This window comes from Variovorax sp. GW821-FHT09A10 (assembly GCF_059418385.1).
The window spans coordinates 485012-505281 of the sequence record NZ_JBWKPT010000002.1; the positions used below are offsets into that span (position 1 = coordinate 485012).

The following is a 20270-nucleotide window of genomic DNA, read 5'->3' on the forward strand; positions in this document are numbered from 1 at the left end:
ACCATGACCACCGCAACCACCACTTCCCCGACGACCCCGACGCGGTACTACCGCTTCAAGCCCTGGAACATCGGGCGCTACCTGATCTGGGCGCTGTTCGCGCTGGTGCTGATCATCTCGCCGTTGCTGTTCAAGAGCAGCCTGGCGCTGACGATGCTCTCGCAGATGGGCTACCTGATCATCATCTGCCTGAGCTACAACATCCTGCTGGGGCAGGGCGGCATGCTGAGCTTCGGCCATGCCGTCTACACCGGCCTGGGTTCGTTCATCGCCATCCACGCGATGAACCTGGCGACCAAGGGCGGCCCGACGATTCCGCTGGTGCTCATTCCGCTCGTCGGCGGTCTGGCGGGGATGTTCTTCGCCATCCTGCTGGGCTTCGTGACCACCAAGAAGTCGGGCACCACCTTCGCCATGATCACCATGGGCATCGGCGAGCTCGTGGCCTCGATGGCGCTGATGTTTCCGAGCTTCTTCGGCGGCGAGGGCGGCATCACCACCGACCGCGTGTACGGCCCGACCTTCTTCGGCTTCAACTTCGGCTCGCAGATCCAGGTGTACTACCTGATCGCCGCGTACTGCTTCGTGTGCACCGCCCTGATGTATGCCTTCACGGGCACACCGCTGGGCCGCATGCTGAACGCGGTGCGCGACAACCCGGAGCGCGTGGAGTTCATCGGCTACAACACGCAGCGCGTGCGCTACTTCGCGTTCATCATCGCGGGCTTCTTCGCCGGCATCGGCGGCGGCCTGGCCTCGATCAACTTCGAGATCGTGAACGCAGCCGACAGCCTGAACGCCATCCGCTCGGGCGGCTACCTGCTGTTCACCTTCCTGGGCGGCGCGGTGTTCTTCTTCGGCCCGATCATCGGTGCGGTGCTGCTGGTGTTCGCCTCGATCCTGCTGTCCGAACTGTCGAAGGCCTGGCAGCTGTACTTCGGCCTGGTGTTCGTGTTCATGGTGATGTTCGCCCCCGGCGGCATTGCCAGCCTGATCATGATGAACCTGCGCGTGGCCAAGTTCGGCAAGTTCAACCGCTTCTGGGGCCTGTATGCCGCGCTCGCCGTGGCACTGGTGCCGGTCGTCATCGGTGCGGCGGCATTGATCGAGATGATCTATCACATCCAGCTCAACGCCGCGATGGGCCCGGACCTGAAGTTCTTCGGCACCACGCTGAACACGGCGGGCATGAGCAGCTGGCTCGGCGCCATCGCGATCCTGGCCATCGGCCTGGGCGTGCTCGAAGTGGCCCGGCGCCGCTTCGTGCGGGTCTGGGGCCAGGCGCAGGAAGAGATCGAAGCAGAAATCAAACGTCGGGAGGCGGCGTAAATGAGCGCGCAATACGCATTGGAACTGAAGGCGCTGCGCAAGAATTTCGGCAAGACCGAAATCATCCGCGGCGTGGACCTGGCGGTGAAGGCCGGCGAACGCATCGCCGTGATCGGGCCGAACGGCGCGGGCAAGTCGACGCTGTTCAACCTGATCAGCGGGCGGCTCACGCCCACCAGCGGCGAGGTGCTGCTCAACGGCCAGCGCATCGACGGCAAGAAGCCCTTTGAAATCAACCGCCTGGGGCTGTCGCGCAGCTTCCAGATCACCAACATCTTCCCGAAGCTCAGCGTCTTCGAGAACCTGCGCTGCGGCGTGCTGTGGAGCCTGGGCTACAAGTACACGTTCCTGCGCTTTCTCTCGAACCTGGACGACGCCAACGCGCGCACCGAAGAGCTCATCAAGCAGATCGGCCTGGAGCGCAAGCGCGACGTGCATGCGGTGAACCTTACCTATGCCGAACAGCGCGCGCTCGAGATCGGCGTGACCATCGCCGGCGGCGCCGGCGTGATCCTGCTGGACGAGCCCACGGCCGGCATGAGCAAGACCGAGACCTCGCACTTCATCTCGCTCATCAAGCACGTCACCGTCGGCAAGACGCTGTTGACGGTGGAGCACGACATGGGCGTGGTCTTCGGGCTGGCCGACAAGATCGCCGTGGTGGTCTACGGCGAAGTCATCGCCTTCGACACGCCGGCTGCCGTGCGCGCCAATGCACGCGTGCAGGAGGCGTATCTGGGTTCGTCGGTTGCCGACGCGCAAGGGGCGGGACACTGACATGCTGAAGCTTCACGACATCCACGCCTACTACGGCAAGAGCCATGTGCTGCATGGTGTTTCCTTCGACGTCCGCCCGGGCGAGATCGTGGCCTTGCTGGGTCGCAACGGCTCGGGCCGTTCGACCACCGCCAAGGCCATCATGGGCCTGGTGCATGCCGAGGGCACGCTGCAGTGGAAGGGCAGCGACATCCTGCGTCGCAAGGCCTACGAGATCGCGCACATGGGCATCGGCTACGTGCCCGAGAACCGCGACATCTTTCCCAAGCTCACGGTGCACCAGAACCTGCTCTTGGGGCAGAAGGGCTCGGGCAAGGGCAGCCGCTGGTCGTTCGACGACATGTACGGCATGTTCCCGCGCCTGAAGGAGCGCCAGCACACCGAGGCCGGCGTGCTCTCGGGCGGCGAGCAGCAGATGCTCACGCTGTGCCGCACGCTCATGGGCGACCCCGACCTGATCATCATCGACGAGCCCACCGAAGGCCTCGCGCCCAAGATCGTCGAGCTGGTGGGGCAGTACCTGCGCACGCTGAAGGACAAGGGCATCTCGGTGCTCCTCATCGAGCAGAAGCTCACCATCGCGATGCAGATTTCCGACCGCGCGCTCGTCATGGGCCACGGCAGCATCGTGTTCGATGGGACGCCCGACAGCCTGCGCGCAGACGGCAACACCCGCAGGGAATGGTTGGAGGTCTAGGCAAACCCCCAGGCTTCGCGCACTTCGTGTCGCTGCGCCAACCCCCTTGCAGGAGGCAACACCCGCGGACCGGCAAAGCCGGTTCCGCGGTGTTCCCGGAAAGTCCGGCCCTCTCTTGAGGGCCTTGTCTCGACAGCGACTGCGTGCCATTGTTGCGTCGCGCAAAACGCCTAGAATCCTCGAAAAAGAACACTCGTGCTTTTTCTTCTTTTTCTTCACACACCAAGGAACGCAGCATGACGGCTGAATACAAAGTGCTCGGCGATGTCGCCGTGATCACCCTGACCAACCCGCCGGTCAACGGTCTCGGCTTCTCGACACGCATCGGCATCACCGACGGCCTGTCCAAGGCCAATGCCGACAGCGCCGTCAAGGCCATCGTCATCACCGGCGCCGGCAAGGCGTTCTCGGGCGGTGCGGACATCAAGGAATTCGGCACGCCCAAGGCGCTGCAGGAGCCCAACCTGCTGAGCGTGATCCTCTCGCTCGAAGCCTCGCCCAAGCCCGTCGTCGCAGCCATCCACTCCGTGTGCATGGGCGGCGGCCTCGAACTGGCCCTGGGCTGCCACTACCGCGTGGCCGCACCGGGCACCAGCGTGGCACTGCCTGAAGTCAAGCTCGGCCTGCTGCCGGGCGCCGGTGGCACGCAGCGCCTGCCGCGCGTGATCGGCGTGGAAACCGCCCTGAACATGATCGTCAGCGGCGAGCCGGTGAAGAGCGAACTGCTCGCCAGCCTGCCGGGCCAGAAGCTGTTCGACAAGCTGGCCGCCTCGGCCGAATCGGTGTTCGACGAAGCCGTCGAGTTCGCCAAGTCGGTCGCTGCCAAGGGCGGCGAGCTGCCGCTGGTGCGCAACCTGCCGTGCAAGCACCCGCAAGGCGATGCCTACTTCCAGTTCGCCAAGAACATGGTCGGCGGCATGTCGAAGAACTACCCCGCGCCGCTGAAGTGCGTCGACGCCGTGCAGGCCGCGACCAAGATGAAGTTCGACGACGGCATGGCCGAAGAGCGGCGTCTCTTCACCGCGCTGATGTTCACGCCCGAATCGCTGGCCCTGCGCCACCTGTTCATGGCCGAACGCGCCGCGAGCAAGATTCCCGACGTGCCCGAAGACACGCCCAAGCGCGACATCAAGGCCGTGGGCGTGATCGGCGCCGGCACCATGGGCGGCGGCATCTCGATGAACTTCCTGAACGCGGGCATCCCCGTCAAGATCCTCGAGATGAAGCAGGAGGCGCTCGATCGCGGCATTGCCACCATCAAGAAGAACTACGAAGCCCAGGTCAAGAAGGGCAAGCTCAAGCAGGACAAGTACGAGCAGCGCATGGCGCTTCTGAGCACCACGCTGAGCTACGACGACCTGAAGGACGCCGACCTCATCATTGAAGCCGTGTTCGAAGAAATCGGCGTCAAGGAAAAGGTCTTCAAGGAACTCGATCGCGTCGCCAAGAAGGGCGCCATCCTGGCCTCCAACACCTCGACGCTCGACGTCGACAAGATCGCCTCGTTCACCGACCGTCCGCAGGACGTGGTCGGCATGCACTTCTTCAGCCCGGCCAACGTGATGAAGCTGCTCGAAGTGGTGCGCGGCAAGGCCACGTCCAAGGACGTGCTGGCCACCGTGATGGCCATCGGCAAGAAGATCAAGAAGACCTCGGTCGTGTCGGGCGTGTGCGACGGCTTCATCGGCAACCGCATGATCGAGCAGTACAGCCGCCAGGCCGGCTTCCTGCTGGACGAAGGCGCCACGCCGCAGCAAGTCGACAAGGCCATCGAGAAGTTCGGCTTCGCCATGGGCCCGTTCCGCATGGGCGACCTGGCCGGCAACGACATCGGCTGGGCGATTCGCAAGCGCCGCGCCGTCGAGCGCGCCGACATGAAGTACAGCCGCACGGCCGACAAGCTGTGCGAACTGGGCCGATTCGGCCAGAAGACCGGGGCAGGGTGGTACGACTACCAGGCCGGCAAGCGCGACGCCATCCCGTCGGAACTCGTCAACAAGATGATCGAGGACCACCGCAAGGAACTGGGCATCACGCCGCGCAAGATCTCCGACACGGAAATCGTGCAGCGCCTGGTGTTCGCCCTCGTCAACGAAGGCGCGCACATCCTGGAAGACGGCATTGCCTCCAAGTCGGGCGACATCGACATGGTGTACCTCACCGGCTACGGCTTCCCGATCTACCGCGGTGGCCCGATGCACTACGCCTCGCAGGTCGGCCTGTACAACGTGGCCGAGACGATGAAGCGCTTTGCGCTGAACCCGCGCGACGACGCCGAGTTCTGGCAGCCCGCACCGCTGATCCAGAAGCTGGTGGCCGAAGGCAAGTCCTTCAGCTGAGACGACTGAACCCAGGATCAAGACCGCCCATGTTGAAACGCATCTTCCTCGGGCTGCTGCTGGTGCTCCTGGCACTCGTGGCGGCTGTGGCGGTCAAGACCTGGACCACGCCATCGCAGCAACTCGCGGTGGCGCCCGCACCCAAGCTGGACATCGATCTGCAGGCGGCCGCCAAGCGGCTGTCTACGGCGATCACGTTCCGCACGGTGTCGAGCATGGACGACTCGGCGGCCAACGCGGCCGAGTTCGACAAGCTCCACGCTTACCTCGAACAGCAGTACCCCAAGGTCCACGCCACCCTGAAGAAGGAAGTCGTGGGCAACAAGGCACTGCTCTACACATGGGCCGGCACCGACCCGTCCGCCAAGCCCATCGCACTGATGGCGCATCAGGACATGGTGCCCATCGCCCCCGGCACTGAAAAAGCCTGGACGGTCGACCCCTTCGCCGGCGAGATCAAGGACGGTTTCGTCTGGGGCCGCGGCACGCTCGACAACAAGAGCAATCTTTTCGCGCAGATGGAAGCCATCGAGCTGCTCATCGGCGCCGGCTTCAAGCCGAAGCAGACCGTCTACCTGGTGATGGGCGACGACGAAGAGGTGAGCGGCCTGCGCGGCGCGCTGCCCATCGCCGAACTGCTCAAGTCGCGCAATGTGCGCCTGGACTGGGTGCTCGACGAAGGTCTGCTGGTGCTCGACGGCGTGCTGCCCGGTCTCTCGAAGCCCGCGGCGCTCATCGGCCTGGCCGAGAAGGGCTACGGCACCTTCTTCCTGTCGCTCGACACCGCCCCCGGCCATTCGTCGATGCCGCCGCAACACAGCGCCATCGGCAGCATGAGCGCCGCCTTGGCCCGGCTCGAAGCCAACCCGATGCCCGGCGGCATCCGGGGCGTGGCGGGCCAGATGTTCGGCGCGCTCGCGCCCGAAATGAGCGGCGTCAACCGCGTGATGCTGTCCAACCTGTGGCTCACCGAGTCGCTGGTGCGCGGCCAGCTCGAGAAGAGCCCGAGCAGCAACGCCATGCTGCGCACGACCACGGCGCTGACCATCGTGCGCGCCGGCAACAAGGACAACGTGCTGCCCGGCCGCGCCGAGGCGGCCGTCAACTTCCGCATCCTGCCGGGCGACAGCATCGCGAGCGTCGAGGCGCACCTGCGCAAGACGCTGGCCAACGACGACATCAAGATCAAGCAGTACCCCGGCAACTCGGAGCCGTCGCCCGTGTCGCCGACCGACAGCACCGGCTACCGCGCGATCCAGCAGGCGGTGCGCCAGAGCTTCCCCGATGCCGTGGTGGCGCCCGGCCTCATGACCGCCGCCACCGATTCGCGCCACTTCAGCCTCGTGAGCGACGCCGTCTTCCGCTTCTCGCCGTTCCGCGTGAAGAGCGAAGACCTGGCGCGCTTCCATGGCAACAACGAACGCCTGGCCATCTCGAACTACGGCGAGATGATCGGCTTCTATCACCAGCTCCTGAGCAACACCAACGCTGCTCCGGCGCAATGACGACCCCGTCTTCTCCCTCTTTTCCCTTCCATCTTCAAAGGACCTCACCATGACCAGCGCCGTCATCGTTTCCACCGCCCGCACGCCGCTCGCGAAGAGCTGGAAGGGTGCCTTCAACATGACCCACGGCGCGACGCTGGGCGGCCATGCCGTGCAGCATGCGGTGCAGCGCGCCGGCATCGACCCGGCCTCGGTCGACGACGTCATCATGGGTTGCGCCACGCCTGAAGGCGCCACCGGCTCCAACATCGCGCGCCAGATCGCCCTGCGCGCCGGCCTGCCGGTCACCACCTCGGGCATGACCATCAACCGCTTCTGCTCGTCGGGCCTGCAGACCATCGCCACCGCCGCCCAGCGCATCATCGCGGGCGAGGGCGACGTGTACGTGGCCGGCGGCGTCGAGAGCATCTCGTGCGTGCAGAACGAAGCCAACACGCACATGCTGGCCGATCCGTGGCTCGTGAAGCACAAGCCCGAGATCTACTGGAACATGCTGCAGACCGCCGAGCAGGTCGCCAAGCGCTACAACATCGGCCGCGACGCCATGGACGAGTACGGCGCACAGAGCCAGCAGCGTGCCACCGCCGCGCTCGAGGCCGGCCTCTTCAAGGCTGAAATCGCCCCCATCACCGTGCTGGCCGGCGTGGCCGACCCCGTGATGGGCCTGCGCACCAAGGAAGTCACGATCGAGAACGACGAAGGCATCCGCCCCGGCACCACCAAGGAAGGCATCAGCGGCATCCGCTCGGCCATGCCCGGCGGCCTGATCTCGGCCGGCAACGCCAGCCAGTTCTCCGACGGCGGCGGCGCCTGCGTGGTGGTCGACGAGAAGTACGCACAACAGAAGGGCCTGAAGCCCCTGGGCCGCTTCCTCGGCTTCGCCGTGGCCGGCTGCGAGCCCGACGAAATGGGCATCGGCCCGGTCTTCGCCATTCCCAAGGTGCTCAAGCGCCTGGGCCTCACGGTCAACGACATCGACCTGTGGGAGCTGAACGAAGCCTTCGCCGTGCAGGTCATCTACTGCCGCGACAAGCTGGGCATTCCGGGCGACCGCCTGAACGTGAACGGCGGCGCCATCGCCGTGGGCCACCCCTACGGCGTGAGCGGCCAGCGCCTCACGGGCCACGCGCTCATCGAAGGCAAGCGCCGCGGCGCCAAGAAGGTCGTGGTCACGATGTGCATCGGCGGCGGCATGGGCGCCGCGGGCGTGTTCGAGGTCCTGTAACCATGTCCGGCTTGGGCAATGACCAGGAGGAGGTCTCGCCCGAAGCCGTCCTGGCTGTCCTTGAGTATGGCCGCAGCGTGCTCGCTGCGCAGCCCTTCAGCGTGCTGATCGGCGCCGAGCTGCACGCACTCGCGCCGGGCCATGCCGAGCTTCAGTTGCCGCTCACCGCGCAGCTGAAGCAGCAGCACGGTTTCGCTCATGGCGGCATCGTGAGCTACATGGCCGACAACGCGCTGACCTTTGCGGGCGGCAGCGCCTTGCGCGTGCCGGTCGTGACCTCCGAATTCAAGATCAACTACGTGCGGCCCGCCATCGGCCAGCGGCTGATTGCGCGCGCCCGGGCCGTGCATACCGGCAGCTCGCAGGCCGTGTGTACCTGCGAGGTGGTGGCGGTGGCCGACGACGGCACCGAGAAGCTCTGCGCGCTGGCGCAGGGCACCATCGCCACGCTGCCCGATTCCCCGAAGAAGACTTCGTCGCCCGCGAAGTCGTAGCCTGAAGAAGACATCACCATGAGCCTGCGTCCCACCCTCGACTTTCTGCTCTACGACTGGCTCGACGCCGAGAAGCTCAACCAGAGCGAGCGTTTTGCCGACCACTCGCGCGAGACCTTCGACGCCGTGCTCGACACCTGCGAGCGCATCGCGCGCGAAAAGTACGCGCCGTTCAACCGCACCGTCGACACGCAGGAGCCGCATTTCGACGGCGAGAAAGTCATCCTGCCGCAGGCCACGCACGACGCGCACAAGGCCTTCGTCGAGTCCGGGATGATGAGCGCCGCGCAAGACTACGAGATCGGCGGCATGCAGCTGCCGTACACGGTGCAGGCCGCGGCCAACAGCTTCTTCGCGATGGCCTCGGTGAGCATCGGCTCGAACATGCTCACCAGCGGCAACGCCAACCTGCTCATGGTGCACGGCACCGAGATGCAGAAAGAGGTGTTTGCCAAGAATGAATTCTCGGGCCGCTGGGCGGGCACCATGTGCCTGTCGGAGCCCCAGGCCGGCTCGTCGCTGAGCGACGTGGCCACGCGCGCCGTGCCCGATGGCGCCGACTATCAAAACGACCCGCTGGGTCCGCGCTACCGGCTCACGGGCAACAAGATGTGGATCTCGGCCGGCGACCACGAGCTGACCGAGAACATCGTGCACATCGTGCTGGCCAAGATCCCCGACGAGAACGGCAAGCTCATTCCGGGCACGCGCGGCATTTCGCTGTTCATCGTGCCCAAGCGCATGGTGGATACGCAGGGCGAACTCACCGGCGAGCGCAACGACGTGGCGCTGGCCGGCCTGAACCACAAGCTCGGCTGGCGCGGCACCACCAACACGCTGCTGAACTTCGGCGAGGGCAAGTACCCGGTCGGCGGCAAGGCCGGTGCCGTGGGCTACCTGGTCGGCGCGCCCGGCAAGGGCCTGCACTGCATGTTCCACATGATGAACGAGGCCCGCATCGGCGTCGGCACCGCCGCCACCATGCTCGGCATGGCCGGCTACTACGCCTCGCTCGACTACGCCAAGAGCCGTCCGCAGGGCCGGCTGGTGAAGAAGCCCGAAGCCGCCGGTGCCGCCGTGGCCAAGGACTCGGCCGCGCCGCAGGTGCGCATCATCGAGCACGCCGACGTGCGCCGCATGCTGCTCGCCCAGAAGGCGTACTGCGAGGGCGCGCTGGCGCTGGAGCTGTACTGCGCCCGCCTGGTCGACACGCAGAAGGCCGGCGACGCCGCGCAGGCCGACGACGCCCGGCTACTGCTCGAAGTGCTCACGCCCATCGCCAAGAGCTGGCCCAGCGAGTGGTGCCTGGAGGCCAATTCGCTGGCGATCCAGGTGCACGGCGGCTACGGCTACACGCGCGATTTCCCGGTGGAGCAGTACTGGCGCGACAACCGCCTGAACATGATCCACGAGGGCACGCACGGCATCCAGGCGGCCGACCTGCTGGGCCGCAAGGTGCTGATGGAAAAGGGCCGCGGCCTGCAGCTGCTGGCCGGGCGCGTCACCGAGACCATCGGCCGCGCGGGCAAGGTGCCCGCGTTGGCTCCCCACGCCAAGGCGCTGGGCGCCGCGCTGCAGCGCATCGGCAGCGCCACCGAGGCCGCCTGGTCCACCGGCGACCCGGCCGACGCGCTGGCCAACGCCGTGCCCTACATGCAGGCCTTCGGCCACACCGTGCTGGCCTGGCTCTGGCTCGACGTGGCGCTGCGGGCCCTGGAAATCGACGCACAGAAGGCGAGGGCGGTAACAGCTGGCAAGATCGGCGCCACGGACTATTTCTTCCATTACGAGCTGCCGAAAATCGGTGCCTGGCTCAACGTGGTGGAGAGCCGTGACCCGACCTGTACCGCTTTGCCCGAGGACGCTTTCTGACAATGGCCAACGCCGCCCCGAACTCACCCCCACCCGCCGCCCAACCGCCGAAAGCACCCAAGCCGCATGCACGGCTCGAGAAGTGGATCTGGATCCTGATCTACGGCGGCCTGTTCCTCGTGATCCTGGGCATCGCCACGGGCCGCACAGAGCCCGCGCTGGGCTGGTCGATGGCCGTGCCCGGCGCCGTGGTCGCCGCGGTGGGCGTCGTGCTCATCTACGTGCGTTCGCGGCTCAAGTAAGACACAAGGCAAGGACCCGACCATGCTCAAGCACATCGTGATGTGGAAGTTCAAGGAACACGCCGAGGGCGCCGACAAGGCGACCAACCTGCTCAAGGCCAAGGCGCTGCTCGATGCCTGCGCGACGCTCTCGCCCGGCACGCACCGTTTCGAGGTGGTCATCGCCCAGCCCGGGCTCGAGGCCACCTACGACCTGATCCTCAATTCGGAATTCACCGACGCCGCCGCGCTGGCGGCCTATGCGGACCATCCGCAACACGTGGCATTGAAGCCCTTCATCGGCGCTGTCCGCGAAGCCCGCCAGTGCATGGACTATGAAATCTGACCGATCCCTCACAGAACACCGGAGATAGACCCATGACCGTCCGCACCACCCAACAACTGTTCGACCTCACGGGCCAGACCGCCCTCATCACCGGCGGCTCGCGCGGCCTGGGCCTGCAGATGGCCCATGCGCTCGGCGAAGCCGGCGCGAAGATCATGCTGAGCTCGCGCAAGGCCGACGACCTGGAGCAGGCCGCCGCCGCGCTGCAGGCCGCCGGCATCGACGCGCGCTGGATCGCCGCCGACTGCTCCAAGGAAGAAGACACCCGCCGCCTGGCCGACGAAACGCTGCAGCGCATGGGCGGCATCGACATCCTCATCAACAACGCCGGCGCCAGCTGGGGTTCGCCCGCCGAGAGCCATCCGGTCGAGGCCTGGGACAAGGTGATGAACCTCAACGTGCGCGGCTACTTCATCCTCGCGCAGCAGGTTGCCAACGGCTACATGATCCCGAAGAAGCGCGGGCGCATCATCAACATCGCCTCGATCGCCGGCCTGAACGGCAACCCGCCCGGCATGCAGACGCTGGCCTACAACACCTCGAAGACCGCGGTGATCGGCTTCACGAAGACGCTGGCCGCCGAATGGGGCAAGTACAACATCAACGTGAACGCGATCTGCCCGGGCTTCTTCATGACGAAGATGGCGGCCGGCCTGATCAAGACCCTGGGCGAAGAGCACATGGCCGCCTCGGCGCCGCTGGGCCGCCTGGGCGACGACGAAGACCTGAAGGGCCTGACGCTGCTGTACGCGAGCGATGCCGGCAAGCACATCACCGGCCAGTGGGTGGCGGTGGACGGCGGCGTGAGCGTGGTGCTGGGTGCGGCCTGACATGTCCGATTCGCCCGAAAAATCCAGCGACATCAACATCCGCTCGTACACGAGCCAGATTCCGTTCGCGCGCCACCTCGGCTTCGAGCTCACGAAGTTCGAGGACGGCCAGTCCGAGATCATCTACACCGCCAAGCCCGAGCACCTGAACACCTTCGACGTGACGCACGGCGGCGCCTGCATGACGCTGCTCGACATCGCCATGGCGGCCGCCGCGCGCAGCGTGGCGCCCGAGACCGGCGTGGTCACCATCGAGATGAAGACCAGCTTCATGCAGCCCTCGGTCGGCCCGCTGCACGCGCGCGGCACGCTGCTGCACCGCACCGCGACGCTGGCTTTCACCGAAGCCAAGATCTACGACGAGCAGGAGCGCGTGTGCGCCCATGCCACCGGCACCTTCAAGTACGTGAAGCGCCGGCTGCCGACCGGCCCCGCGAGCGCGAACGCCATGCGTCCGCCATCGACCGACTGACACCCCATTCCCCCGGAGACTTTCATGCCCACCAACAAGCAGATCCACCTCGACAACCGCCCCGAGGGCGAAGCCACGGCCAGCAACTTCAAGCTGGTGACTGTCGAGACGCCGGCGCTCGCCGACAACCAGGTGCTGGTGCGCCACCACTACATGAGCCTCGATCCGTACATGCGCGGGCGCATGAACGACGCGAAGAGCTACGCGCAGCCGCAACCCGTGGGCCAGGTGTTCCAGGGCGGCACGGTCGGCGAAGTGGTCGAGAGCAAGCACCCCAAGTTCGCCGTGGGCGACAAGGTCGTCGGCTTCGGCGGCTGGCAGGAATACAGCGTGGTCGATGCCTCGCAGCCCGGCGCGCTCAAGAAGGTCGACACCACGCACGTGCCGCTGTCGCACTACCTCGGCGCCGTGGGCATGCCCGGCGTGACGGCCTGGTACGGCCTCGTGAAGATCATCGCGCCCAAGGCCGGTGAAACCGTCGTCATCACCGCCGCCAGCGGCGCAGTGGGCAGTGCCTTCGGCGCGCTGGCCAAGGCGCGCGGCTGCCGCGTGGTCGGCATCGCGGGCGGCCCCGACAAGTGCAAGTACGTGACCGACGAGCTTGGCTTCGACGCCTGCATCGACTACCGCCAGCACCCCGACGTGAAGACCATGAGCGCCGCGCTCAAGGAAGCCTGCCCGAACGGCATCGACGGCTACTTCGAGAACGTCGGCGGCTACATCTTCGACGCCGTGCTGCTGCGCACCAACGCCTTTGCGCGCGTGGCACTGTGCGGAATGATCGCGGGCTACGACGGCCAGCCGCTGCCGCTGGCGAACCCGGCGCTGATCCTCATCAACCGCCTGAAGATCGAGGGCTTCATCGTCAGCGAGCACATGGAAGTGTGGCCCGAGGCGCTGACCGAACTCGGCACGCTGGTGGGCACGGGCAAGCTCAAGCCGCGCGAGTCGATCGCGCAGGGCATCGAATCCGCCCCTGAGGCCTTCCTGGGTTTGCTCAAGGGCAAGAATTTCGGCAAGCAACTCGTCAAGCTGATCTGATGCACTGAAACGCACGGCAAGGAGGCCGGTCATGGACACGACGCACGAGGTCTTCAACCAGCCCACGCCGCTGGTCGACTACAACCTCTTCGACACCCACCGCCCCTTGCGCGATGCGCTGAAGTTCAACGCGCCCGCGCTGCAGACCACGCAGCTGCACGAGCTGGGCGCCACCCTCGGCTCGGCCGCCATGCAGACGCATGCGCGGCTGGCCAACATCCACACACCCGAACTCCACACGCACGACCGCTTCGGCCGTCGCATCGACGAGGTGGAGTTCCATCCGAGCTACCACGCGCTGATGACTGCCGCCGTGGGCGCGGGCCTGCACGGCACGCCGTGGACGGGCACGTCCGCCTCGCCGCACGTGCTGCGCGCGGCGGGCTTCATGCTCTTCACGGAGCTGGAGCCGTCCATCCTGTGCCCGATCTCGATGACCTACGCCGTCACGCCCGCGTTGCGCGGCAACGCGGGCGTGCATGCCGAGTGGGGCCCGAAGCTCGCCAGCCTCTGGTACGACCCCGCGCTCAAGCCCTTGAACGACAAGCCCGGCGTGACCATGGGCATGGGCATGACCGAGAAGCAGGGCGGCTCCGACGTGCGGGCCAACACCACGCAGGCGGTGCGCGACGGCAGCGACGCCTGGGGCGAGCGCTACGCGATCACGGGCCACAAGTGGTTCTTCTCGGCGCCGATGTGCGATGCCTTCCTCATCCTCGCGCAGGCGCCGGCCGGGCTGTCGTGCTTCTTCCTGCCGCGCGTGCGGCCCGATGGCACGCGCAACGCCATCCACATCCAGCGGCTGAAGGACAAGCTCGGCAACAAGGCCAACGCCAGCTCCGAGGTCGAGTTCCACGGCGCCAGCGCTTGGCTCGTGGGCGAGGAGGGGCGCGGCATTCCGCAGATCCTCGAGATGGGCACGATGACGCGGCTCGACTGCTCGCTCGGCACCAGCGGCCTCATGCGCCAGGCGCTGGGCATCGCGCTGAACCACACGGCGCAGCGCCAGGCCTTCGGCAAGCCGCTGGTCGAACAGCCGCTCATGAAGAACGTGCTGGCCGACCTCGCGCTCGAAAGCGAAGCCGCCACCGCCTTGGCGATCCGCCTCGCGCGGGCCTTCGACCGCCAGGCTGACGCGCACGAGAACCTGATGGCGCGCCTGCTCACGCCGGTCGCCAAGTTCTGGATCTGCAAGCGTGGCAGCCACTTCGCGCAGGAGGCCATGGAGTGCCTGGGCGGCAACGGCTACGTGGAAGAGGGCGGCGAGGGCATCGTCGCGCGCATCTACCGCGAGATGCCGCTCAACTCCATCTGGGAGGGCGCCGGCAACATCATGGCGCTCGACCTGCTGCGCGGCCTGCGCAAGGGCGACGCCGTGGCCGCGCTGGCGCACGAGCTGGCCCCCGCGCGCGGCCAGCAAGCCGCCCTCGACCGCCTGGCCGACGCCTTGCCCGCACGCATCGAGGCCATGGCCTCCGAGACCGAGGCACGCCGCCTGGCACAAGACGTGGCGCTGGCCGTGCAGGCCGCCTTGCTGGTGCAGACCGCGCCCGCCGCCGTGGCCGATGCCTTCTGCGCCTCGCGCCTGGGCGGCGACTGGGGCCAGGCCTTCGGCACGCTGGGCGCGGGCACCGATTTCGATTCGATCATCCAGCGGGCGCAGCCGCGCTGAGCCCCGACAAGAACACCTCCACGAAAGACACCATGGCCGACCTCATCCTTCACCACTACACCACCTCGCCGTTCTCGGAGAAGGTGCGCCTGATCCTCGGCGCCAAGAAGCTGCCGTGGAAGTCGGTCTTCATTCCGCCGATCATGCCCAAGCCCGACGTGGAAGTGCTCACGGGCGGCTACCGCAAGACGCCGTTCCTGCAGATCGGCGCCGACATGTACTGCGACAGCGCGCTCATCGCCGACGTGCTGGAGCACCTGCAGCCCGAGCCCACGCTCTACCCCGAGCCCGAGAAGGGCATGTCGCGCATCCTCGCGCAATGGGCCGACACCTCGCTGTTCTGGGCCGCGATGGCCTGGAACCTGCAGCCCAGGGGCGCGGCCGAGGTGTTCGCCAAGGCCCCGCCCGAAGCCATCAAGGCCTTCGGCGAAGACCGCGGCAAGATGAGCGCCGGCAACATGACCCGCCTGCGCCCGGCCGACGCCACCAGCGCCTACAAGTCGTACCTGCGCCGCCTGTCGGACATGCTCGACGACAAGCCCTTCCTGCTGGGCGAAGTGCCCAGCATTGCCGACTTCTCGGCCTACCACCCGCTCTGGTACACGCGCCGCATCGAGGCGGTGAAGGGCATCCTCGATCTGACGCCCGCGGTGCTCGACTGGATGGACCGCATGGCGGCCATCGGCCACGGCAGCTCGTCGAAGTTCTCCAGCGACGAGGCCATCGCCGTCGCCAAAGCCGCCACGCCGCACACGCTGCTGACCGACAGCACCTTCCAGGACGACCACGGCATTGCGCTGGGCAGCGCCGTCACCATTCGCGCCGAGAGCTTCGGCCTCGAGGAGACGCCGGGCATCCTGGTGGCCGCCACGCGCACGCACTACACGCTGGAGCGCAACAGCGAGCGCACGGGCAGGGTGCATGTGCACTTTCCGCGCATCGGCTACGTGTTGAAGAAAGCAGAGGCCTGAAAACGTCCGATGTGAACGTGGGTCGGGGCACCTTCGTGACTGCGCCGGCGCGCGTTCCGTATTTCAATAGGGGCTTCCGCTTCAACGTCAGAGACAAGGACACCGGCAAATGATCCAGGACTTCAAGGGCAAGACCGCCGTACTCACCGGCGCAGGCTCGGGCTTCGGCCTCGAATGCGCGCGCATCGGCGCCGCCCGCGGCATGAATCTCGTGCTGGTCGACGTGCAGCAGGACGCACTCGACAAGGCCAAGGCAGAAATGGAAGCCCTGGGCGTCCAGGTGCTGGCGCGCAAGGTCGACGTGTCCGACGCGGCCCAGATGGAGGCGCTGGCCGCCGCCGTCAAGGAACGCTTCGGCGCGCCGCATTTCGTGTTCAACAACGCCGGCGTCGGCGCCGGTGGCTTGGTGTGGGAAAACACCGTGGCCGACTGGGAATGGGTGCTGGGCGTCGACCTGTGGGGCGTGATCCACGGCGTGCGCCTGTTCACGCCCATGATGCTCGAGGCCGCCGCCAAGGACCCGAGCTACCGCGGCCACATCACCAACACCGCCAGCATGGCCGGCCTGCTCACGCCGCCCAACATGGGCATCTACAACGCGGCCAAGGCGGCCGTCGTGAGCCTGACCGAAACCATGTACCAGGACTTGAACCTGGTCACCGACCAGATCGGCGCCAGCCTGCTGTGCCCGTACTTCGTGCCCACCGGCATCACGAGCAGCGAGCGCAACCGCCCGAACGCACCGAAGGACACCGAGCTCACCAAGAGCCAGCTCATCGGCCAGGCCATGAGCAACAAGGCGGTGAGCAGCGGCAAGATCACGGCCGCCGAGGTGGCGCACAAGGTGTTCGAAGCCATCAGCGACAACCAGTTCTACGTGTTCAGCCACCCCAAGGCGCTGGGCAACGTGAAGAGCCGCATGGAGAACATCGTGTCGATCACCAACCCGGCCGACCCGTTCCTGGAGCGCCCCGAGATCGGGCAGAAGCTGCGCGAGCAGCTGCGTTCCGCCTGATCAAGGCAATCCGCAGGCCCGTCAGGCGGCCTGCAGCTGACCCACCAGCGCGTCGACGCGCGCGAGTGCGGCGGCAATCGATTGGTCAAGCAGGTCGCCATGGTCTTCCGCATGCTCGACCGCCACGCTGTGGATCTCGTTCAACCCGAGCAGCGCGAACGGGTTGGCGATGCCGGGCGTCAGCAGGTCCAGGTGCGCCTGGACGCCGCCCGGCCCGTAGCCGCTGCTGCCGCACGACGTGAGCAGTACGGTGCGGCGGTTGCGCTCCGCCAGCAGCGGCACATACGGGTTCTCGCGGCTGCGGTCGTAGTCGAAGGTCGCGCCGATGCGCACCACGTTGTCGATCCATGACTTCAGCGGCGCGGGCATGCTGAAGTTGTACATCGGCACGCCGATCACCAGCACGTCGGCCTGGCGGATCTCGGCGATCAGCGTATCGCTTTCCGCGAGCACCTCGTGCATCCACGGCGCGCGCAGGTCCTGCGGCGTGTAGCCCGCCTCGATCCATTCGCCCGTGACCACACTCGGTGACGCGGCACCGATGTCGCGATAGATCACCTCGTCCTGCGGGCGGGTGGCTTTCCAGGCCGAAACGAAATGGTGGCTCAGGCGGCGTGAGTGCGAGCCGTGCACGGTGGTGCCCGAACGGCCGGGGCGGGCGCTGCTGTCGAGATGGAGCAAGGTGGTCATGGCGTGGTCCTCGGTGGGTGGAGTGAGTGAATGAAATTCAGCTGTTTGCTTGACATGGGTTTGAATTTATCCAAGCATCAGCAGAGCGACAAACGACCATTTCTTTGTCTTACTGAAAATTCCATTCATCCATGTCCGCCCTGCATTCACTGCCTCCGCTGGCCTCGCTGCGCGCCTTCGAGGCCGCGGCGCGCCATTGCAGCGCCAAGCTCGCGGCGAACGAGCTGTCGGTCACGCCCACGGCCATCAGCCACCAGGTGCGGCAACTCGAAGACGCGTTGGGCGTGGCACTTTTCATCCGGCAGCCGCGGCAACTGGTGCTGACGCCGCAAGGACGCGAGCTGCAGGCGGTGCTGAGCGATTCGTTCGGCGCCATGGCGAACGCGGTCGCACGATTGCGCGCACCGCCGGCGCGACAGGCCATCACGCTGTCGGTCACGCCGGCCGTCGCGGCGCGCTGGCTGCTGCCGCGCGTGAGCACGCTGCGTGCGCTGCACCCCAAGCTCGACCTGCGCATCCATGCGTCGCACGACGCGGTGGCGCTCGACGGCGTCACGGCCGACATCGCCATCCGCTACGGCCGTGGCCAGTGGCCCGGCATGGTGGCCGAGAAGCTGTTCGACAACGTCTTTGCGCCGGCTTGCAGCCCCGCACTCAAGCTGCGCCGCCGGGCCGACCTGACGCGACACACGCTGCTGCATTTCGCGGCGCCCAGCAGCAAGAGCCCGCCGGGCACCTGGCTCGAATGGCAACAGCAGGCGCAGGTGCCGGGCCTCGACGTGTCGGCCGGTCCGGTGTTCTCGGACGAGACGCACACCGTGTCCGCCGCGCTGCAGGGTCAGGGCGTGGCGTTGATGAGCCTGGCGCTGATCGCAGACGAGCTGCGCGCGGGCAACCTCGTGCAGCCCTTTGGGCCCGAGTTGCCTGGGCTGCCGTTCTATTTGGTGTGCCAGGAAGGGCGCCGTTCGGAGCCGGCGGTGGCGGCGGTGTTCGAGTGGGTGAAGGGGTTGCAGCCGTTGGGTGCGGTGACATGAAGTTTCCCCTCCGTTTGCCGCTGGCCGCCATGGCATTGCTGCTGTCCATGGCCGGATGCGCCACGACGCCGAAAGATGCCGCCTCGGTGGTTGAGCGCTATCGGCGTTTTCTGGTGGACACCGAATCCCCGTTTCCAGAACGGACCCGTCGGCTGGGGTTGGAACTCGAGGGTGACATGGCATCTTTGACGCACCGCTTCGCACGCCTGAAGCCTTTACCGGGGAACGCCATCCGCTTCGCGTCAGTGTCGGTCTTAGGCGGCTCACCGCCTCACTATCGAACGAAGATGTTGGCGGAGTTCGACACGTCGGTGGTCTGCATCACGCGCGACGATCTGGCGGCGCTGGGCAAGGTCGGCGAGAACCCCGGGGACATCATGGTCATGCACGAAATCCGCGATGGACAGATGACCTTGATGCCAACGCGGGCGGGGCCGGGCTATCTGTTCCTGACCACGGCGCCCGAGGCGACCGTGGTTCGCCTGGCGTTCGCTCAGGCCTGTCTGCATCGGATGGAACACGAGGTTCGCTTGACGTTGGGCGACCCACCGTCTGCGAACTAGCCACCCTGGCGGCTAAGACCGAGCGCGCAAATCAATGCGAGAGGCCGCAGGCAGGTGCAAAGGCGCATTCGTGGCTCTGGCATTCGATGGCCCCGCTCATCGTGTCTTGCAACGATTGAATGCCTTGACACATGCAACCGCAGGCGCAACCACGAGGACGTAGGCAGCGCTTCTCCGGGCCTTCGACTTGGCGACCTGTCGCGCGAGTGCCGGGCCGCGCCTCCAGTACCAGGCGATGAAAGCGCGCCCGACCGAAAAGCGAACCAGATGTTCGTCCCTGAAGACTCTGAGGAGCACGACCGCCGGGTGCGTCGGGTCGCCCATCGTGGCGGTCACGATGAAGCATTGCTTGCCGGCGCGTTGCACCATCGGATACTCATAGCCTGGCTTGAACACCGTCAGCTTTGCGTTGTAGCCCTCCATGATTTCGCGCAACTGCTTCTCCGTCGCGTCGTCCACCGCACAGTAGCCTTCGCTGGTGCTGGCGCCATAGAGGCCCTCGATGTTGTCCCTGCACACCTCGATCACGAACTCGATGATCTCCACATCGTCGGGCACGCGGCGGTGCACGATATTCGCGGCGGCGAGGTAGTGCGCGCACTGCTGCACATAGCTGTCCCACGCGGAAGATGACGGGGCAGCACGCAGCAGCTCTTTCGAGGCAGCATGGAGCGGAAACATCAGGGCCTTGGTCTTCGAGACCTCGTCTTTCAGCAAGGCGGCCTGACGCTCAGGCGCGGCTGCTGCGCGCGCACCGTGAAACGCCTCCAGCATTTCCCGCAGTCGAAGATGAAGGGGCCGGCTGTCCAGGCCCAGCGTATACGCCTTGCTGAGCCAAATTTCGACATCGCCAGGATCGATCTCCAGCGCGCGATCGAGATACTCGCAGGCCTCCGAATAGTTGCCTGCAGCCACCGCAATCGCGCCCAGCCGTTTGAGATTCGCCGCATTGGCGGGCGGCTGCGCTGCGGGCTGAACCCACTGAACGTGGTGCGCTGGCCGTGCGGGCTCGCGCACCATGATGTCGATCCCGCAGTACTGGCACGTCACGAAATCCCGCTCTGCTGGAATTTCAAGGGCGCCAGAACACTGGGGGCACACAGCAGCAACAAGATTCATTGAAATTCGAGCGAATTGAAGAGGGGACGTCGGCCGTGAAATGTAGCAAGCGCCGGCG

20 protein-coding genes are annotated in these 20270 nt (G+C 66.4%); 18 read left to right on the forward strand and 2 right to left on the reverse strand.

Annotated elements, in window-relative coordinates; translation table 11 throughout:
- Positions 1 to 3 precede the first annotated feature (3 nt).
- From AC07Q9_RS09060 to AC07Q9_RS09135, 16 genes are all read left to right on the forward strand, one after another.
- Positions 4 to 1329: a branched-chain amino acid ABC transporter permease gene (locus tag AC07Q9_RS09060; RefSeq protein WP_489056759.1), complete on the forward strand. Its 1326-nt coding sequence runs from the start codon at positions 4 to 6 to the stop codon at positions 1327 to 1329.
- The gene (locus AC07Q9_RS09065) at positions 1330 to 2106 is read left to right on the forward strand and encodes an ABC transporter ATP-binding protein (RefSeq protein WP_070060676.1); all 777 of its coding nucleotides are present in this window, start codon (positions 1330 to 1332) and stop codon (positions 2104 to 2106) included. It abuts the gene before it with no gap.
- Between the two features lies 1 nt (position 2107).
- A complete protein-coding gene (locus AC07Q9_RS09070; RefSeq protein WP_495300096.1) occupies positions 2108 to 2803 on the forward strand; it encodes an ABC transporter ATP-binding protein in 696 nt (231 codons plus the stop codon).
- 236 nt (positions 2804 to 3039) lie between these two features.
- A complete protein-coding gene (locus tag AC07Q9_RS09075) occupies positions 3040 to 5142 on the forward strand; it encodes a 3-hydroxyacyl-CoA dehydrogenase NAD-binding domain-containing protein (protein ID WP_495308853.1) in 2103 nt (700 codons plus the stop codon).
- A 29-nt stretch (positions 5143 to 5171) separates the two neighbouring features.
- The gene (locus AC07Q9_RS09080; protein ID WP_495308855.1) at positions 5172 to 6647 is read left to right on the forward strand and encodes a M20 family peptidase; all 1476 of its coding nucleotides are present in this window, start codon (positions 5172 to 5174) and stop codon (positions 6645 to 6647) included.
- Positions 6648 to 6696: 49 nt separating this feature from the next.
- The gene (locus AC07Q9_RS09085) at positions 6697 to 7872 is read left to right on the forward strand and encodes an acetyl-CoA C-acyltransferase (protein ID WP_070060672.1); all 1176 of its coding nucleotides are present in this window, start codon (positions 6697 to 6699) and stop codon (positions 7870 to 7872) included.
- Between the two features lie 2 nt (positions 7873 to 7874).
- Positions 7875 to 8366, forward strand: coding sequence for a PaaI family thioesterase (locus AC07Q9_RS09090; RefSeq protein WP_495308858.1), 492 nt, complete (start codon positions 7875 to 7877; stop codon positions 8364 to 8366).
- An 18-nt stretch (positions 8367 to 8384) separates the two neighbouring features.
- A complete protein-coding gene (locus AC07Q9_RS09095; protein ID WP_495308860.1) occupies positions 8385 to 10238 on the forward strand; it encodes an acyl-CoA dehydrogenase in 1854 nt (617 codons plus the stop codon).
- Positions 10239 to 10240: 2 nt separating this feature from the next.
- Positions 10241 to 10480, forward strand: a complete 240-nt coding sequence (locus AC07Q9_RS09100; RefSeq protein WP_495308862.1) for a hypothetical protein — start codon at positions 10241 to 10243, stop codon at positions 10478 to 10480.
- 22 nt (positions 10481 to 10502) lie between these two features.
- Positions 10503 to 10805 carry a Dabb family protein gene (locus tag AC07Q9_RS09105; protein ID WP_101491589.1) on the forward strand — a complete coding sequence of 101 codons (303 nt, stop codon included), beginning with the start codon at positions 10503 to 10505 and terminating at the stop codon, positions 10803 to 10805.
- A gap of 32 nt (positions 10806 to 10837) precedes the next feature.
- A complete protein-coding gene (locus tag AC07Q9_RS09110; protein ID WP_495308864.1) occupies positions 10838 to 11635 on the forward strand; it encodes an SDR family oxidoreductase in 798 nt (265 codons plus the stop codon).
- Between the two features lies 1 nt (position 11636).
- Positions 11637 to 12107 (forward strand): PaaI family thioesterase, encoded by a 471-nt coding sequence (locus AC07Q9_RS09115; RefSeq protein WP_082817985.1) that lies wholly within the window; start codon positions 11637 to 11639, stop codon positions 12105 to 12107.
- Positions 12108 to 12131: 24 nt separating this feature from the next.
- Positions 12132 to 13148 (forward strand): NADP-dependent oxidoreductase, encoded by a 1017-nt coding sequence (locus AC07Q9_RS09120; RefSeq protein WP_095745324.1) that lies wholly within the window; start codon positions 12132 to 12134, stop codon positions 13146 to 13148.
- Positions 13149 to 13179: 31 nt separating this feature from the next.
- On the forward strand, positions 13180 to 14820 hold the full coding sequence (locus AC07Q9_RS09125) for an isovaleryl-CoA dehydrogenase (protein WP_495308867.1): 1641 nt from the start codon (positions 13180 to 13182) through the stop codon (positions 14818 to 14820).
- A gap of 32 nt (positions 14821 to 14852) precedes the next feature.
- Entirely contained in the window at positions 14853 to 15791 is a 939-nt protein-coding gene (locus AC07Q9_RS09130) for a glutathione S-transferase family protein (RefSeq protein ID WP_495308869.1), read from the forward strand.
- 109 nt (positions 15792 to 15900) lie between these two features.
- Positions 15901 to 16806: an SDR family oxidoreductase gene (locus tag AC07Q9_RS09135; RefSeq protein ID WP_062471360.1), complete on the forward strand. Its 906-nt coding sequence runs from the start codon at positions 15901 to 15903 to the stop codon at positions 16804 to 16806.
- 21 nt (positions 16807 to 16827) lie between these two features.
- On the opposite strand, the gene AC07Q9_RS09140 is transcribed toward AC07Q9_RS09135, so the two are convergent.
- Positions 16828 to 17496, reverse strand: coding sequence for an FMN-dependent NADH-azoreductase (locus tag AC07Q9_RS09140; protein ID WP_495308871.1), 669 nt, complete (start codon positions 17494 to 17496; stop codon positions 16828 to 16830).
- A 131-nt stretch (positions 17497 to 17627) separates the two neighbouring features.
- Here AC07Q9_RS09140 and AC07Q9_RS09145 point away from each other — a divergent pair, with 131 nt between their 5' ends.
- Both AC07Q9_RS09145 and AC07Q9_RS09150 read left to right on the forward strand, forming a co-directional pair.
- Entirely contained in the window at positions 17628 to 18530 is a 903-nt protein-coding gene (locus tag AC07Q9_RS09145) for a LysR substrate-binding domain-containing protein (protein WP_495308873.1), read from the forward strand.
- Positions 18527 to 19093: a hypothetical protein gene (locus tag AC07Q9_RS09150; protein ID WP_495308875.1), complete on the forward strand. Its 567-nt coding sequence runs from the start codon at positions 18527 to 18529 to the stop codon at positions 19091 to 19093. Before AC07Q9_RS09145 ends, AC07Q9_RS09150 begins: the two co-directional genes overlap by 4 nt.
- 96 nt (positions 19094 to 19189) lie before the next feature.
- Here the strand turns inward: AC07Q9_RS09150 and AC07Q9_RS09155 are convergent, their stop codons facing one another.
- Entirely contained in the window at positions 19190 to 20212 is a 1023-nt protein-coding gene (locus AC07Q9_RS09155) for a CFI-box-CTERM domain-containing protein (RefSeq protein WP_495308877.1), read from the reverse strand.
- Positions 20213 to 20270 lie beyond the last annotated feature (58 nt).

Bases quoted from the DNA above. Each gene is read 5' to 3' on its own strand.
- AC07Q9_RS09130 (WP_495308869.1), top strand. From the start codon at position 14,853: ATGGCCGACCTCATCCTTCACCACTACACCACCTCGCCGTTCTCGGAG.
- AC07Q9_RS09135 (WP_062471360.1), top strand. From the start codon at position 15,901: ATGATCCAGGACTTCAAGGGCAAGACCGCCGTACTCACCGGCGCAGGC.
- AC07Q9_RS09105 (WP_101491589.1), top strand. From the start codon at position 10,503: ATGCTCAAGCACATCGTGATGTGGAAGTTCAAGGAACACGCCGAGGGC.
- AC07Q9_RS09110 (WP_495308864.1), top strand. From the start codon at position 10,838: ATGACCGTCCGCACCACCCAACAACTGTTCGACCTCACGGGCCAGACC.
- AC07Q9_RS09140 (WP_495308871.1), bottom strand. From the start codon at position 17,496: ATGACCACCTTGCTCCATCTCGACAGCAGCGCCCGCCCCGGCCGTTCG.
- AC07Q9_RS09115 (WP_082817985.1), top strand. From the start codon at position 11,637: ATGTCCGATTCGCCCGAAAAATCCAGCGACATCAACATCCGCTCGTAC.
- AC07Q9_RS09150 (WP_495308875.1), top strand. From the start codon at position 18,527: ATGAAGTTTCCCCTCCGTTTGCCGCTGGCCGCCATGGCATTGCTGCTG.
- AC07Q9_RS09095 (WP_495308860.1), top strand. From the start codon at position 8,385: ATGAGCCTGCGTCCCACCCTCGACTTTCTGCTCTACGACTGGCTCGAC.
- AC07Q9_RS09065 (WP_070060676.1), top strand. From the start codon at position 1,330: ATGAGCGCGCAATACGCATTGGAACTGAAGGCGCTGCGCAAGAATTTC.
- AC07Q9_RS09155 (WP_495308877.1), bottom strand. From the start codon at position 20,212: ATGAATCTTGTTGCTGCTGTGTGCCCCCAGTGTTCTGGCGCCCTTGAA.
- AC07Q9_RS09060 (WP_489056759.1), top strand. From the start codon at position 4: ATGACCACCGCAACCACCACTTCCCCGACGACCCCGACGCGGTACTAC.
- AC07Q9_RS09100 (WP_495308862.1), top strand. From the start codon at position 10,241: ATGGCCAACGCCGCCCCGAACTCACCCCCACCCGCCGCCCAACCGCCG.
- AC07Q9_RS09075 (WP_495308853.1), top strand. From the start codon at position 3,040: ATGACGGCTGAATACAAAGTGCTCGGCGATGTCGCCGTGATCACCCTG.
- AC07Q9_RS09090 (WP_495308858.1), top strand. From the start codon at position 7,875: ATGTCCGGCTTGGGCAATGACCAGGAGGAGGTCTCGCCCGAAGCCGTC.
- AC07Q9_RS09070 (WP_495300096.1), top strand. From the start codon at position 2,108: ATGCTGAAGCTTCACGACATCCACGCCTACTACGGCAAGAGCCATGTG.
- AC07Q9_RS09080 (WP_495308855.1), top strand. From the start codon at position 5,172: ATGTTGAAACGCATCTTCCTCGGGCTGCTGCTGGTGCTCCTGGCACTC.
- AC07Q9_RS09145 (WP_495308873.1), top strand. From the start codon at position 17,628: ATGTCCGCCCTGCATTCACTGCCTCCGCTGGCCTCGCTGCGCGCCTTC.
- AC07Q9_RS09085 (WP_070060672.1), top strand. From the start codon at position 6,697: ATGACCAGCGCCGTCATCGTTTCCACCGCCCGCACGCCGCTCGCGAAG.
- AC07Q9_RS09125 (WP_495308867.1), top strand. From the start codon at position 13,180: ATGGACACGACGCACGAGGTCTTCAACCAGCCCACGCCGCTGGTCGAC.
- AC07Q9_RS09120 (WP_095745324.1), top strand. From the start codon at position 12,132: ATGCCCACCAACAAGCAGATCCACCTCGACAACCGCCCCGAGGGCGAA.